The 14086-nt window shown below is 38.1% G+C and carries 14 protein-coding genes; all 14 read right to left on the bottom strand.

Annotation, left to right across the window (positions count from 1 at the left end):
• Window positions 1-9: 9 nt before the first annotated feature.
• The 14 genes from rpsN to QFZ72_RS17155 all read right to left on the bottom strand — a co-directional run bounded on the left by rpsN (window position 10) and on the right by QFZ72_RS17155 (window position 13764).
• Window positions 10-279 (bottom strand): 30S ribosomal protein S14, encoded by a 270-nt coding sequence (gene rpsN / locus QFZ72_RS17090; RefSeq protein WP_307435483.1) that lies wholly within the window; start codon window positions 277-279, stop codon window positions 10-12.
• A gap of 233 nt (window positions 280-512) precedes the next feature.
• Window positions 513-863 (bottom strand): hypothetical protein, encoded by a 351-nt coding sequence (locus tag QFZ72_RS17095; protein WP_307435485.1) that lies wholly within the window; start codon window positions 861-863, stop codon window positions 513-515.
• A gap of 329 nt (window positions 864-1192) precedes the next feature.
• Window positions 1193-1987, bottom strand: coding sequence for an ABC transporter ATP-binding protein (locus tag QFZ72_RS17100; RefSeq protein ID WP_307435487.1), 795 nt, complete (start codon window positions 1985-1987; stop codon window positions 1193-1195).
• Window positions 1984-3030: a FecCD family ABC transporter permease gene (locus QFZ72_RS17105; RefSeq protein ID WP_307435489.1), complete on the bottom strand. Its 1047-nt coding sequence runs from the start codon at window positions 3028-3030 to the stop codon at window positions 1984-1986. The genes QFZ72_RS17100 and QFZ72_RS17105 overlap by 4 nt, the downstream gene beginning before the upstream one ends.
• Complete coding sequence (locus QFZ72_RS17110) at window positions 3027-4052, bottom strand: FecCD family ABC transporter permease (protein WP_307435492.1); 1026 nt, start codon at window positions 4050-4052, stop codon at window positions 3027-3029. The genes QFZ72_RS17105 and QFZ72_RS17110 overlap by 4 nt, the downstream gene beginning before the upstream one ends.
• A gap of 4 nt (window positions 4053-4056) precedes the next feature.
• A complete protein-coding gene (locus tag QFZ72_RS17115; RefSeq protein WP_307435495.1) occupies window positions 4057-5022 on the bottom strand; it encodes an ABC transporter substrate-binding protein in 966 nt (321 codons plus the stop codon).
• A 293-nt stretch (window positions 5023-5315) separates the two neighbouring features.
• Entirely contained in the window at window positions 5316-5498 is a 183-nt protein-coding gene (locus tag QFZ72_RS17120; protein WP_307435498.1) for a solute carrier family 23 protein, read from the bottom strand.
• A 976-nt stretch (window positions 5499-6474) separates the two neighbouring features.
• The gene (locus tag QFZ72_RS17125; protein WP_307435501.1) at window positions 6475-7908 is read right to left on the bottom strand and encodes a flavin-containing monooxygenase; all 1434 of its coding nucleotides are present in this window, start codon (window positions 7906-7908) and stop codon (window positions 6475-6477) included.
• Window positions 7909-7965: 57 nt separating this feature from the next.
• A complete protein-coding gene (uraH, locus tag QFZ72_RS17130) occupies window positions 7966-8319 on the bottom strand; it encodes a hydroxyisourate hydrolase (RefSeq protein ID WP_307435506.1) in 354 nt (117 codons plus the stop codon).
• 17 nt (window positions 8320-8336) lie between these two features.
• Entirely contained in the window at window positions 8337-8831 is a 495-nt protein-coding gene (uraD, locus tag QFZ72_RS17135; protein WP_307435509.1) for a 2-oxo-4-hydroxy-4-carboxy-5-ureidoimidazoline decarboxylase, read from the bottom strand.
• Between the two features lie 28 nt (window positions 8832-8859).
• On the bottom strand, window positions 8860-10164 hold the full coding sequence (locus QFZ72_RS17140) for a nucleobase:cation symporter-2 family protein (protein WP_307435512.1): 1305 nt from the start codon (window positions 10162-10164) through the stop codon (window positions 8860-8862).
• 171 nt (window positions 10165-10335) lie between these two features.
• Entirely contained in the window at window positions 10336-10677 is a 342-nt protein-coding gene (locus QFZ72_RS17145) for a Na-translocating system protein MpsC family protein (RefSeq protein WP_307435516.1), read from the bottom strand.
• A 425-nt stretch (window positions 10678-11102) separates the two neighbouring features.
• Window positions 11103-12356 carry an MFS transporter gene (locus QFZ72_RS17150; RefSeq protein WP_307435519.1) on the bottom strand — a complete coding sequence of 418 codons (1254 nt, stop codon included), beginning with the start codon at window positions 12354-12356 and terminating at the stop codon, window positions 11103-11105.
• 244 nt (window positions 12357-12600) lie between these two features.
• Window positions 12601-13764 (bottom strand): MFS transporter, encoded by a 1164-nt coding sequence (locus QFZ72_RS17155; RefSeq protein WP_307435523.1) that lies wholly within the window; start codon window positions 13762-13764, stop codon window positions 12601-12603.
• Window positions 13765-14086: the final 322 nt, after the last annotated feature.

Here is a 14086-nt window from a genome sequence, read left to right on the forward strand (position 1 = left end):
AGATATTCGTTACCAACTAGCTTTCTTAACGCCGGGAATCTGCCCCTTGTGAGCATATTCACGGAAAGCAATTCTCGAAAGTTTAAACTTTCTTAAATAGCCTCTTGGCCTACCAGTTATTGCGCATCTGTTCTTTAATCGAGTTGGAGAAGAGTCTCTTGGGAGCCTTCTTAATGCTTCATAATCACCTTTTTCTTTTAGCTCAATTCGTAGTTCTCTATATTTTCCAACCATCTCTTGGCGCTTTTTTTCTTTTGCAACTTTTGATTTTTTTGCCACAATCCTCATCCTTTCATTTGAAGTATTTAAAAATTTACATCAAATCGTAATGATTACTATTTAAACATAAAATATCGTTTTACACAAATAGACACTTCCCAATAAACTTTCTTGTTTCATACTCTAATGTTAAATAAAAATAACTTCTAACTCTTAGAAGTATTAACTATAAAATCCCCTTATTTATTACAAAGTTTCTTTTCAGGGTATACAAGTCTTGATTAAGCACAAATTCAAGAGACAAATAGGAACAATTTCATGTTCTGTTTTAAACCATCCTGTACTTTTTCTGTATAGTCAATCCACCTGTATTTCTCAATCTTCATGTCGAGTCTAGTGTTTATCTCATTTTCAATATCTTTCATAAGTTTGTACATCTCATCCACTGACATATGAAAATGAGTGGCTGCTTGCTGATAGGGTGACTTCTCTACAAGGAGGGTTAAAAACTGCTCTTTTGTTTCACATTGTGATGCCAACTTATCCTCCATGCTTTCAATGTATTGATAAACACTCTTTTTCTTATGTGGAAGATTTGCAATAATATCACGCGTAAAGATATTCATTAATTTTTCGTTCAACAACATTAGCACCTCCTGAATCACGTTCCTTAATTCAAAACGTAATCGTTTCGATTTAAATTATACTATATATTTATTATAAAGAGCAAAGCAACTAAGATTTAGGTAACTTTTTATAAATGTTGTATGTATATTGGTCTTGTTATTAATCCTCTGAAGGAAGAATCTTTAAGAAAAATAAAAGCCGCCTAAAGGCGACTAACTGATTCGTTAAATTGTCTATTTATTTAAGCTGCTTTCAAGTACTTTTCCTTATCATTTTGTGAAGTGTGCCGGACTGGGTCCTAACAAAGATTTTCAATTTTGATCTAGCCTAGACAATAATGCTTTGTCTAGTGATCAGTTATACCATAAGGAACACAAACCCATTCTTTGCTCACTCGATCTTCAAAAAGACTAGCTTTTATCCCATAAACCTCTTGTAGTGTTCTTTCATTAAGTACAACCTTAGGATCTCCCTTATCATATATTTGTTTGTCTTTAATAATGAGTACATCATCAGCATACTTTAAAGCATGATTGATGTCGTGTAACACCATAATAATTGTCTTTCCCTCATCTCGGTTCAATTGTCTAATCAAATCTAATAAGACAATTTGATGGTGCACATCTAAAAATGTTGTTGGTTCATCAAGTAATAACACATCAGTCGACTGGGCTAATGCCAGGGAAAGCCAGGCCCTTTGTCTCTCGCCTCCAGATAGTTCATCCATTGGACGGTCCTTAAAAAGGAATAAATTCGTCAATTTCAGTGCATGTTCTATAGCCATGTGATCTTGTTTCCTCAACATCTTTAACGCACCTACATGGGGAAACCTCCCTTGTTCCAGCAATTCATAAACAGTCATGTTCAAGTTTGCATCATGTGTTTGTGGGAGCATGGCCATTTTCTTGGCTACCATTCTTGTTGGCATAGTGGAAATAGCTTTTCCGTCTAAGTAAACATGTCCGGATTTTGAAGGAATCAAATTCGAAATGGCTTTGAGAAGAGTGGATTTACCACTCCCGTTTACTCCTAGTAAAACCGTAATTTTCCCCTCTTTAATGTGTGAGGTGATATCTTCTAGAATAACCTTCCCACTTAAAGAGACCATTAGCTGATCTATGCTAATTTTTTCATCTTTCACGATCGTATCCCCTTCCTTGTTGTCGCTCTCAATAAATAGATAAAGAATGGGGCACCCAATAAAGCTGTAATTGCACCTGCCGGAACCTGGGATTCACTACTAAAGAAATCAAATGGAAGATAAATAATTAAATTCTGAGCAACAGTATCAGATAAAAGAAGAAGGAATGATGATACCAACATGCTGACAGGAAAGAACCTTCTAGCATCTTCTCCAATCATTTGTTTAGCCAAATGAGGTCCGATTAAGCCAATAAAGCTAATGGCACCGATGGTTGAAACGGCCCCTGCAGTAAGTAAAGCAGCAAGAAGCAAGAGACTGAACCTAGCATTCTTAACATCAATACCTAATGACCTTGCTTGTGCGTCACCTAGCCTTAATCCATTTGCTAATCCTGCACTCAGTAATCCAAGGGTGAGGGTGAAAATGGCAACTGGAAGAAGAGCTTCAAAATGAATCCATCCACGGCCGTTTAAAGAACCGATAATCCACAAAAGAATACTTCCCATCGCTTCTTGGTTACTTAAAAGAATGAATGACGTACAAGCTTGAGTAATCGAAGAAAGTAACACTCCAATAAGAGCAATTTGCACATGATTTTGTTTCGTTCTAGCGCTGATGAATAATACACAAAGAGTAACTAAAATACCTCCAAGCGATGCAAGTAGTGGCAAAAAATAGGAAAGTTTATAAATTTGAGGGATTAACGTTATTCCCAAGACAGCAAAAAAGACACTCCCTGCTGTTACACCCATGATCCCAGGCTCTGCTAAAGGGTTTCTTGTGACACTCTGAAGAATCGCTCCAGCTAATCCCAACATGGCTCCTGCTAATATAGCAATTAAAACTCTAGGGATTCTTAATTCCCATAGAACTTGTTCATGATAAGGATAGATAGGCTCTCCTATAAGGGCTTGATATAACTCCACTGGAGAAAAAGTTACCTTTCCTGTCATAATATTTATCAATAGAATGACCATAGTAAATAGGAACAATGAGAAGAGCAGGAGATAAAATTTTTTCTCTTTAGCAGTCGTTATCAAACTGTTCTCCTCCTTTGTCGTAAGAAAAATAATAAAGTAATTCCACCAATTATGGTCGTCAAGAGCCCCACGGGCATTTCGTATGGATAGAAGATGACTCTTAGTAAAAAGTCCGCACTCAACAAGAGAACTCCACCTATCAAAGCAGATACAGGTAATACAAAATAAGCATTTTCAGAATTGAGTAGTTTTTTAGTGATGTGCGGTGCCAGTAAAGAAATGAAGCCAATTGGTCCACAGTTAGCTACTACAGATGCAATTAATCCCACACCAATCAGTAACAAAAACACTCTCATATTGACGACAGGAACACCCCGTCCTTTGGCAGCATCATCACCCAACTTCATAACATTCAATATCCGTGAACACAATAAAGCGATAGGAACAAAAATGAGAAACCACGGTAAGAGGTTTTGGACATGGCTCCAATTCCTTCCTGCCAAACTCCCAGTTAAATAAAAAAACAACAGGGAGATATCATTCTGTCTTCCAAGTGTAATGACAATGATAACCAAGGAATTCAGAAATGCACTTATTGCAGTACCAATTAGGATAAAACTTCCTTTATCCATTCTTCCTTTAGCACTTATAATGACAACCGTCCCGCTAATAACGCCTCCCACCATTCCCACGAGTGGGTACATTGAGAATGGAACGGAAAGATGAAACACCGTTAAAATGGCAATCATAAAGGACACACCACCAGACACCCCGATTAATTCTGGTCCTGCTAAGTCATTTTGAAAGGCATCCTGTAGAAGGCTTCCTGTTAAAGCAAGCATAATTCCAGCCATTACGGCAATAACAGCCCTTGGCATTCGAATCTCGTAGCTAACTAAATGTTGAATCTTGTCCATAGGATGATGATGGACAAGATTCATATATATGTCGTGTAACGAAATGAAAGGCTCTCCGATACTTAACGAAACAACAAATAAAGAAGAACTCACTAAAAAAAGAGATAACAGTATCCATAAAACCTTTCTTGGTAAATCCATCATTCTTTTAGAAGGCTGTGCCATTTACTTATTCCTTCACTGTTTCAGGATACAGTATAGACATAGCATCCTCTAATACAATGTTAAGTGATCCAACGCCTCTTCCACTAGCCCATATATTCGTGCGAACCTCATGAACTTCTCCGTTCTTTACCGCTTTAAGTTCCCTCCAAATCGGATTTTTTGCAAGCTGCTCAGACAATGCGGGACCCTTTTCTGCTCCAAAGGAAAACGTTTCCACAAAAATAACGTTAGGATCTTGTTTTAAAACTTCTTCTAACGAAAATTGAGCTCCCTCTTCATTGGATCCTTTACGTGCTTCCCAAGGATATTTAGTCAATTCTCCTAATAATGATCCCATAACAGATTTACTAGTATCTATTCCAAAACTCGTGTCTGATCCATACATAATTAAAGCAGTCTTATCTTTTGGAGAACGTTCTTTATAGCTCTCTAGCTTTTCTCTAAAATCATTTGTTACTTTTTTTGCTTCATCTTCTTTTCCAAGTATCTTTCCAAATTCCAGCACGAATTTGAGTGATTCTTCATACGTGGTAGGAGATGTAATATATAATGGTACTGATCCTTTTAAACTCTCTCTGAGGCTATCATGCACTCCCTCAAGACCTACTACTAAGTCAAGTTCATTACTATAAATATCCTCTATATTTGGCTCAAAGAAAGAACCGCCAATAGAAGCAAAATCTTTTCCTTTATCACCAAAAAATTCTGGTTCTGTCGTAATACCACCTGGTGAAACGGCAATCGGTTCTAGACCTAGCTGATATAAGGTATCTACACAAATTTCAGTCAAACACCCGATTCTTTCAGGTGTTTTTTCAAATTTAATTTCAGTTCCTGTATCATCAAGAACAGTCACCGATCTTCCTTTTCCAGATTCTACCTCTCCCTTCAAACTTGTTTCAGTAGCAGAGCTGCAAGCAGACAACACTAAAAACAAACTGACCATAAAAATACTCCATATATGTTTCATACAAATATTCCTCCCCTTACTCAATTATTTGTTATTAGAAATATAGAATCAATATGAGTTAGATTAGAGCTACCTATGATTCTATCTACCTCAAATCGTAATTATTCCTATTAACCAATATATAGTATTTTAGAATCAAGTGCCTGTCAAGATAGTCTAAGTTTAGAAAAATCAGTAGCAGCTCTTGAATAGACGATTAATGAGTTACATGACTCATTTCTCAAAGAAAAGACAGTTCCTTTCGAATCTTCAAATATCTGTCGAAACAGGGTAATCAAACGTCTTCTATACAGCTAGAGAGTTGCAATTCCACAAGCAAATAAATCAAAGGAAACTAAATAAATAAGTTGTTCTTGTGTTAGTCCGATAGCTGGTGCAATAATTAATGGAACTGCAATAGCACCACCATACATGACACACATATGCTGAAATCCTAGAATAATTAATTGCCCAATACTTAATTTCTCGCTTTTCAAATACACCAACCCTTTCTAATAAATAACATCAATTTTTTGAATAACTAGATAAAAAGTATAAGAACTGGTATCACGATTTAAGCTAATCAAACCTTAACTCCAAGTTCTTTTAACCAACGATGATAAGCTATCGAACACACATCCGACTTATGATGTAATTCTTCTTGTAAATCCAGGAAAATTCTTAAGGAGGAATAAATACTTCTCTTACATAACTATAATGCCTAGATTCTTCGCTTTCATTTCCTCAAGTAGGACCTAGTTGATAAATGAAACTTCTTTAAAAACGTTAAAGTACGACATTTCCAGCATGATCTTGACTTCCTAAAATACCTATATGACCAAAAATTAAATAGGTAAAAGCTAAGTGTAATGTAGCTTGGTAAACGTGTTGTATTCATTGGAATACCTACATTAAATGTTTAAAGAAAAATAACTAATAAGAAAAAACAAAAGCCCCTCCTGTCTTCTAATTCAGAAAACAGGAGGGGCGAATAAATAAAGAAACATAGTCCTTTAGAAACTCTTCGCCTCTCAATTTTTAAAAAATGAGTTTAGAATTAATCAATCGAAATTTATATGAATTTTTATTATTAAAAATATTATTTATGGAATTTAGTAACATTAACGCAATTATGATATTATTTGTATATTATTGTAAGATTATCTTACTTCAGGAAAATCCGGATTTACAACGTTATGGAAATTCCTATATAAAAAACCCAATCTCTCAGCAAGAAAATTGAGAAATTGGGCTTTTTTCGTTACTCCATCAAAGCGCCCGATTGTTGAAAACAAGGTAATACATATGCTTAACTTGTGATACGGTTCACCTTAACGGGTCTAACAGCGAATTTATTTTCAAACCCAATTCCCTTTATATAATTGTACCTTCAAACAGCACCTCATTTCCGTGTAAAATTCGCGGTGAACCCTCTGCCCTGGCACCCGTATGTGTTATTGAGCATATAAGTCCCTAAGCTTTTACCGTACTCTTTTCCGTCCATTCACCAACAAATTCAGCCTCACTATATGAAAAGAAGTTTTTCAGAATCTCTTCGTGATCATCAAGGAAAAGCTGATCCGCCACCGCTGACACGAGCTTTGGTATTCCATATCTCATGCCTGAAAGCGCGGAGGCCGAGATACCACAGCTAATTAAAGCGGAATAGTTAAAAGCAAAAAGTCCATGCAGGCGCTTTTTAGCCTTTTCATCGCGGCTTGTGAAAGCAAAGCCAGGGCTGAGGTAAGGGTGCGCATCGAGCACATGATTAGATACCTCAGCTGGTGCCTTATAATGGTCGCCCCAGCGAGCAATATGGCTTTCGAAAAGCTTCAGCTCCGGACGCAAGGCCGGATCGGTGATAAGACCGGTGCTGATGATTAGGAAATCAAAAGCAAATTTACCCTGAGGGGTGGTCACCACCGCCGCTCCCTCACCTTTGGCCTCCACATCAAGCCATGGCGCTCCTAAGTGCAGATTAAAACCGAGCCATGAAGCTGCGCGTTCAAAGGTATCATTCGTAGGCGGCTGATTATGCTTATAGAAATGGGCGATAACTGCATATTTATCAGCGTCAGATAGGACATGGAAACGCTCAATTAGGCCTGAACCCTCCATTTGGCGGATTGGGTTAATTCGCGGCATCTCCTTGCGGCGGACAAACACATGAGCCTCGGCCACACCTTCCGATAATGCGAAATTGGCATTATCAAAAGCCGAGGCCCCGCCGCCCAAAATAGCAACCTTCTTGCCCTTAAGTGCCTCAAAATCGATAGCTTCAGAGGTGTGGGCATAGAGATTACGAGGCAATTTTTTAGAAATCATAGGTGGAACATGCCATTCACCGCCGCCCTGAATACCAGTGGCCAGAATAACCTTGCGAGCCAGTAATGCGTTGGAAGGTGCTCCCGCTCCTTCAATATGCAGCCGGTGAATCCCTTCTTCTATAGGCTCGACGAGCTTCAGCTTCACCTCGTTAACCACGGGCAAGTTGAGAACCTTCCGATACCATCGCAGATAGTTCATCCAATCGTCCCGTGAAATCTTATTCACAGCCTCCCAACCTTTTGGTCCGAATTGCGCTTCCCACCAGGAGCGGAAAGTCAGAGAAGGAACCCCAAGGTCAATTGAGGTCAAATGCTTGGGCGTACGCAACGTAACCATACGGGCATAGGTTACCCACGGCCCTTCATAGCCTTCGCGGTTTTCGTCGATGATAAGGATATTAGATATTCGTTCACGCAAAAGGCCAAAGGCTGCACCTAAGCCACATTGGCCACCGCCTATGATCACTGCATCATAGACATGACCCTCAGGATGGTGGGTCGGACGTACCCAGTCCTCTCCACCGAACGCAAGATAAGAAAGATCAATTTTTACTTGTTCATTTAAAGCTTCTAAGCTCATGATTTTTCATTCCTCTCAACATATTACTTGTTGTCAGCCGAACCAATCATTAGAATTTTAACTTCCCCGATAGACCTGATAACCCCATGGTGAAACGAGTAACGGGACATGATAGTGTGACGACGAGTTATTGATGCCGATTCGCACTGATACCTTATCGAGAAAGGCAGGATCGGATAGTTGCAGCCCCTTTTTCCTGAAATAGTCCCCAATATAAAACAGTAGTTCATATTCCCCTGATTGCATGTTATTCAAAGCGAGAAGGGGATAATCTAATCGACCATCCAAATTAGTTGCTGCGGTGTTTAACAAACGTCTTGTAGATTCTTCCCAACGATAGAGCTCGATGTCTACCTCTGAAGCAGGCTGGCCATGTGTTAGATCCAATATATGTGTAGTAAGTCCCTTCATCTAATCAACTTCCTCATTTAAATAATTTGATCTTCTATTCTAAATCGAACAATTTGATAGATTTCTGATAAGGCTTGGTTAAACTCTTGTTCCTTTGAATTTTTCAATCTATCCTCCATCGCTTGAAGAATTTTTTCTTTGTTTATTCCACGAACAGCTAAAATAAATGGAAAACCAAATCGATGGACATACTCTTTATTCATATCCAGCAAAAGCTCATATTCTGCTTCTGATAGTTGACTCAATCCAGCAGTTTTTTGTTCACTCTGGGAAAATGAACTCATCGTTTTTCGTGTTCCTAAATGGGGGTGGGCCTGAATTAAGTTCAGCTTTTCTCCCTCACTCGCTGTTTGGACAACGCTGACCATCCTCTCATAAAGCGACTCACGGGAACTAAAAGGACGAAACTCCCCTACCCTTTGGGCTACCCAAGGAGAGTGTTCAAATATGTCCTTTAACTTTTCCACAAACTCAGACAATGGAATTTCATTTAAAGCATTCAAAGTAATCATGTATCATAACCCCTTTATCTTTTTTTCATTAAACATGTGCTTCGTTAGCTTCCTCATGCTGGAGGGATGCTGGAGCTAGAACCGTACGGAAGTTAAAAAATAGGTTCATAAAGATAGCAGTTAGGCTTCCGGTAATCACTCCATCGCTAACGATGATTCGCAGGGCTGGAGGCAATTGACTAAATAACTCAGGTACGACGGTTGATCCTAGTCCTAACGAAATTGAGCAAGCAATAATAAGTGCATTATGTTGATTGTTGTAATCTACTGAACCTAGCATTTTAATTCCTGAAGACACGACCATACCAAACAACACAACCGTAGCACCGCCAAGTACGGGGGCAGGAATAATGGTAGCAAGGGCCGCAATTTTAGGAACTAAACCAAGAAATACTAGGATACTACCTGCTGCAACCACAACGTTCGTTGATTTGTTTTGAGATAGTTGAACCAACCCTACATTTTGCGCAAAGGTGTTGTAGGGAAAGGCATTAAAGATCCCTCCTAAGGTGATAGCCAAGCCTTCTGCTCGATATCCTCGAGTGAGATCATCTTGTGTAACAGGACGATCACAAATTTTCCCTAAGGCAAAAAACACACCTGTTGATTCAACTACAATGACTAATCCTACAATTAACATCGTCAGTATTGGACCGATCTCGAAGGATGGGGCACCGAAATAGAACGGTTGAGGAATACGGAACCATGAAGCTTCTAAAACCTCATGGAAATCTACTTTCCCCATCATCGCTGCTAGTGCTGTACCTGCGACAATCCCTAAGAGCACGGAAAGAGAGCGGACATACCCTTTAAAGAAACGATTGATAATAAGAATAATAGCGATGACACCCATGGACAACATCAAGTTAGCTAAGCTACCGAAGTCCGGCTTCCCTGCTCCGCCTGCCATATTTCTAACTCCCGATGGAATTAACGATAGTCCAATGATCACGACGACAGTTCCCGTGACAACAGGTGGAAAGAACTTTACGAGTTTTCCAAGATAGCGAGCAAATAAAAAAATGAAGAGTCCTGCTACTATAATGGATCCGTAAATGGCAGGAATACCATATTGTGATCCGATAGCGATCATCGGCGACAGGGCAACAAACGAAGCACCCAATACAACGGGTAGACCAATACCAAAATATTTGTTTTTCCACGCTTGTAGTAAGGTAGCGATACCGCAGGTTAATAAATCAATGGCGACCAAGTAAGCCAATTGCTCCGGAGTAAGGTTTAATGCCCTCCCAACAAGCAATGGAACAAGAATCGACCCAGCATACATGGCCATGACGTGCTGGAATCCTAACGAGAATACTTTTGAATTCATCTTTAATCCCCCTTAATTTGCTTTATAAAAAAAAGCCGCAGAAATAGAAGGGGTCTCCTCCTATATCTACGGCTCCTAAACCACGTATAACGAAATTTAAGCTCCTGAATCCTTGAAACAAGTCCGTGAAGAAAAAATGATAAATCAAAATTTCTCCAATAATAAGGTTGGTTAGATACCAAGCGATTGTTCTAGGTAAATCACCGTACAAGCATGCTCACTTGTAGAATCGTAATCCTTAAATATGGTGTTGACCTTCATTCCAAATCGCTTCTCAAAGTTTTCTTTTAATCGAAGTTTATATTCCATGGCTAAAGCCCCATCGACGGATAAGGTCAGCTCAGAATACCTTTCACTTAATACTGAGATTAAAGGCGAGCGCTTCGTCTGCGCAAAAATGACAATGCGATTATCCTGGATGTCAATTTTTTGCTTACTAACTCCCGCACTATAAATTTCTTGGTTGACGTCATTATATAACTGCGACAGCTGCTTTTTAAAAGAAGAATTCACCCATACTCACCTGCTGCTTCTAGTTCTTGAATTGATCATATAAATATTATTGCCCTTTGTCACTACTAATGTAAGGAAATCTAACATAGTATTTTACATTTGCTTACCAGTCCTGTCACTTTAGGAGGTAATTTGCGCTTATTTTAAGTGCTACTTTGCACATCCAACTTTTGTAGCTTTGGAATAATGATTGATCAAATCAATTCTAAAAAACTTTATAAACGAACAAAAAGAAAGAGCGTGTTTTGAAAAAAAGATTGATCAAAACATGCTCTTAATATATTCAATTGAATTATTCTATTATAAAAATTTTGTTCATTTTCTATCTGTGTTGCTCCACAATCGCGCCCGATTGTTGAACAACCAAGATTCATTATTTGGGTTCTACCACATTTAGAAATCAAAAATAATAGTTTTTGATCTTTTTATTGTTTATGAGAAATATTTGTCATTCTGCTCTCTTTATAGTGGCTATTACGCTCTGTAATTGTAAACCATATTCCTCCGATAAATATAAATAAAGCCAGTAAAAAAAGAGGGATGTTATAACTTTTAAAATAGTCAACTAGTAAACCAAATAAAGAAGGTGAAATGACGATTGCGATTTGATTTACGGTTAAGGCAAAGCTCACCGTTAACCCAATGAAATTCGGGTTAGATTTTTCAGAAACAAGCACAATGAATAAACTAAACCATCCTACTCCTAGAAAACCGATAAAAAAGGATAAAAGACTGATACCCCACATTGGCAAGTATGATGGTAAGAAGATCAAGAAGACTATAGTAAATACCGTCAGCAATATGGTTAACTGTAAAGGTTTACTACGGTTCCCTTTAAAAATCGTATCACTGATCCAAGCTAAAATAATCCTCCCTATCATACCTCCTACCAAAGCGAAACTTAAAAATGCCCCTGCTGCACTTAGCGATACTTGCAAGGTATTTGTAAAATAACTCATTAAATGCGCTACGATGATCATTTGTAAGGAAATCATCGTAAACCCAATAAAAAATAAAGGATAAAGCTCAAAGTTGTTTTTGATCTTTGTTATCTTTTCCATAAAACTATGCTTTTCTTCATACTGTTTATTGCAGTTACGATCTCTATAAAAAAGTAGAAATATGATCCCACCCACAACTGCAACGATTGCCTGTACAAATATAGCTGAAGATAAACCATATTGAATAAAAAAGAAGGGCAATGCTGCTGAAGCCAAAGCGCCGCCAATCGGGATACCTGTTTGACGTATTCCCATCGCCAGGCCTCTATTCTTTTTAGGAAACCATTTTATAATCGCGCTACTTCCTCCCGGCTGCGCCGTTCCATACCATATGCCAACAAATGCAAGAATAACCAGCAGCAGAATATAGTTATCTGTTTTGTATGCGGCAAGGATGTTTAATCCAAGAAGGATAGAGCCCAACCCAACAACCCATTTTTCCCCATATTTATCCATCAGATTTCCGAAAATAATCATAGAAAAGATCGGTCCGATATTGACTGTTGACACAATTAACCCTGTTTCAAGTTGTGTTAACCCATACTCTTTTTGATAAAAAGTGGCTAATGGACCCATTCCATACGTTACAAATGTCGCGGACATTTGTGAAAAGGTCGCAATTAAAAGAATTATCCATTTGTAATGTTCCTTTTTTTCGGATGAATCTTTGGAAAGCATAGTATCCTCCTTTCAATGATTATTAAATTACCTAAAAGAATGCAAGATGATGATCACAAGAAATGAGAAACCTTTTTACGGTTTCTACAAATTTCCATTAATTAACATTTAGAAAAATAATTCATGTTGTTCAATTCTTGCGCCCGATTGCGGAAGATCATATCTACATCAATATGTTATAAATTACTGACTTCTCCTTGAATAAAAGCACCCGATAGCAAAACAAATAGACCTTGTTCTGAGGTCATGTATCTGTTGAAAAATCTGATTCTTTTTTGGCTTCTTGTACCTTTTGGGTACTAAGCACAAGACTTACGATTGCTGCAACGCTACAAACATATGGGAGTAAAGAATATCCCCAATTAGATATGACATAACCTCCAATCATTGAACCAATGGTGATACCAATATACAGAGCCGTATTATTCCATGCCATAACAATTCCTCGTTCTTTTGGATATTCCATCGCTAATCGTGCTTGGTATGATGTAAATCCTGCATACCCAACCAAAGCCCATATAAACAGAAAGAAATAAACCCAATCGCCAGATGAGAAGAATATCCCTAAACAAATGAGTATTAGAGTTAAGAAAATTAGCGTAACCTTCGAAATTTTCCTTTCTCCGAATTTATCTGTTAATTGCCCACTTGTAAGGCTTCCTAAAACAGCACCGACACCATAAAAAGTAACAGCTAAGGCGATTTCTGATGATGAGAATCTATTTTCGGAGTAAAGAGCTGCACCTAAATAAACATAAAGGGCATACATTGAAATCGCCCAAATGGTGGTAACACTTACGGAACCAAGTATTCTTAGTAGATTTCCTTCTAATAGATTTCTTGTTAAATCACTTTTAGGAATAGATTCCCATATTTTAAAATTCACTACCACCAATATGGCTCCTATGATCGCCATTACAACAAATACTGAACGCCAACCAAGAAAATGCTCTAATAATGTACCGAATGGCGCTCCTGCCCAAAGAGCTGTTAAGTGTCCTGAGACAACAATCGAAAGCCACGCTCCTCTTCGATTTGGTGGCGCAATATCTCCAATGATTGCGTATATCAAAGGAGTGATTGAAGCAACGGACAAACCAGCTAAAATACGGCTAACAATTAGCCATAAAAATGAAGGAGCAAAAGCAGTTAGTGCGTTAGAAATAGCAAACAGCAATAAACCAAACGTAATAAATGTTCTTCGTCCCTTTTTATCTGAAAGCCACCCAAATAAAGGAGCCGAAAAAGCATATGTAACCGCAAAAACAGTTACCATCCATCCAGTCGTCGTTGGACTAACCTTATATGCTTTAGAAATGAACGGTAATAACGGAGATACCACAAACAAGTCAGTACCCATTAGAAACAAAGTTATCCAACCAACGCTTAAACTTACCCTCCCTTGCAACTCCAAACACCTCCCATATAAAATTATTTTTACATGTATATTAACTAGGGGGCATAAAAAGGACTTTACGTAAGTTTTAAAGGTTTTTTATTTTTTTGTTATACTGCCCGTTAATTGAATAACTTAGAGCTTCGATTCACTTTCTAATAATTCCTTCTCTTATTCAAGAATATGGCCCTTTCATGCAAAAAGGACGCTAATCCGGAAATGCGCCCGATTGTGGAAGATCTCTAAAATTTCTATTAGCTGGTTTAGTGCAATAACAAAAAAACTGCTGAAGTAGATTAGAACTTACTTAACTTGCTTAATTAACTTTACAAAA

This window comes from Bacillus sp. V2I10, from assembly GCF_030817055.1.
Classification (GTDB): domain Bacteria; phylum Bacillota; class Bacilli; order Bacillales; family Bacillaceae; genus Bacillus_P.

Coding starts and splice junctions, on each gene's coding strand:
- QFZ72_RS17110 (WP_307435492.1), bottom strand. CDS start 4,052: ATGGCACAGCCTTCTAAAAGAATGATGGATTTACCAAGAAAGGTTTTA.
- uraH (WP_307435506.1), bottom strand. CDS start 8,319: ATGAAGGGACTTACTACACATATATTGGATCTAACACATGGCCAGCCT.
- uraD (WP_307435509.1), bottom strand. CDS start 8,831: ATGATTACTTTGAATGCTTTAAATGAAATTCCATTGTCTGAGTTTGTG.
- QFZ72_RS17150 (WP_307435519.1), bottom strand. CDS start 12,356: ATGCTTTCCAAAGATTCATCCGAAAAAAAGGAACATTACAAATGGATA.
- QFZ72_RS17115 (WP_307435495.1), bottom strand. CDS start 5,022: ATGAAACATATATGGAGTATTTTTATGGTCAGTTTGTTTTTAGTGTTG.
- QFZ72_RS17125 (WP_307435501.1), bottom strand. CDS start 7,908: ATGAGCTTAGAAGCTTTAAATGAACAAGTAAAAATTGATCTTTCTTAT.
- QFZ72_RS17140 (WP_307435512.1), bottom strand. CDS start 10,164: ATGAATTCAAAAGTATTCTCGTTAGGATTCCAGCACGTCATGGCCATG.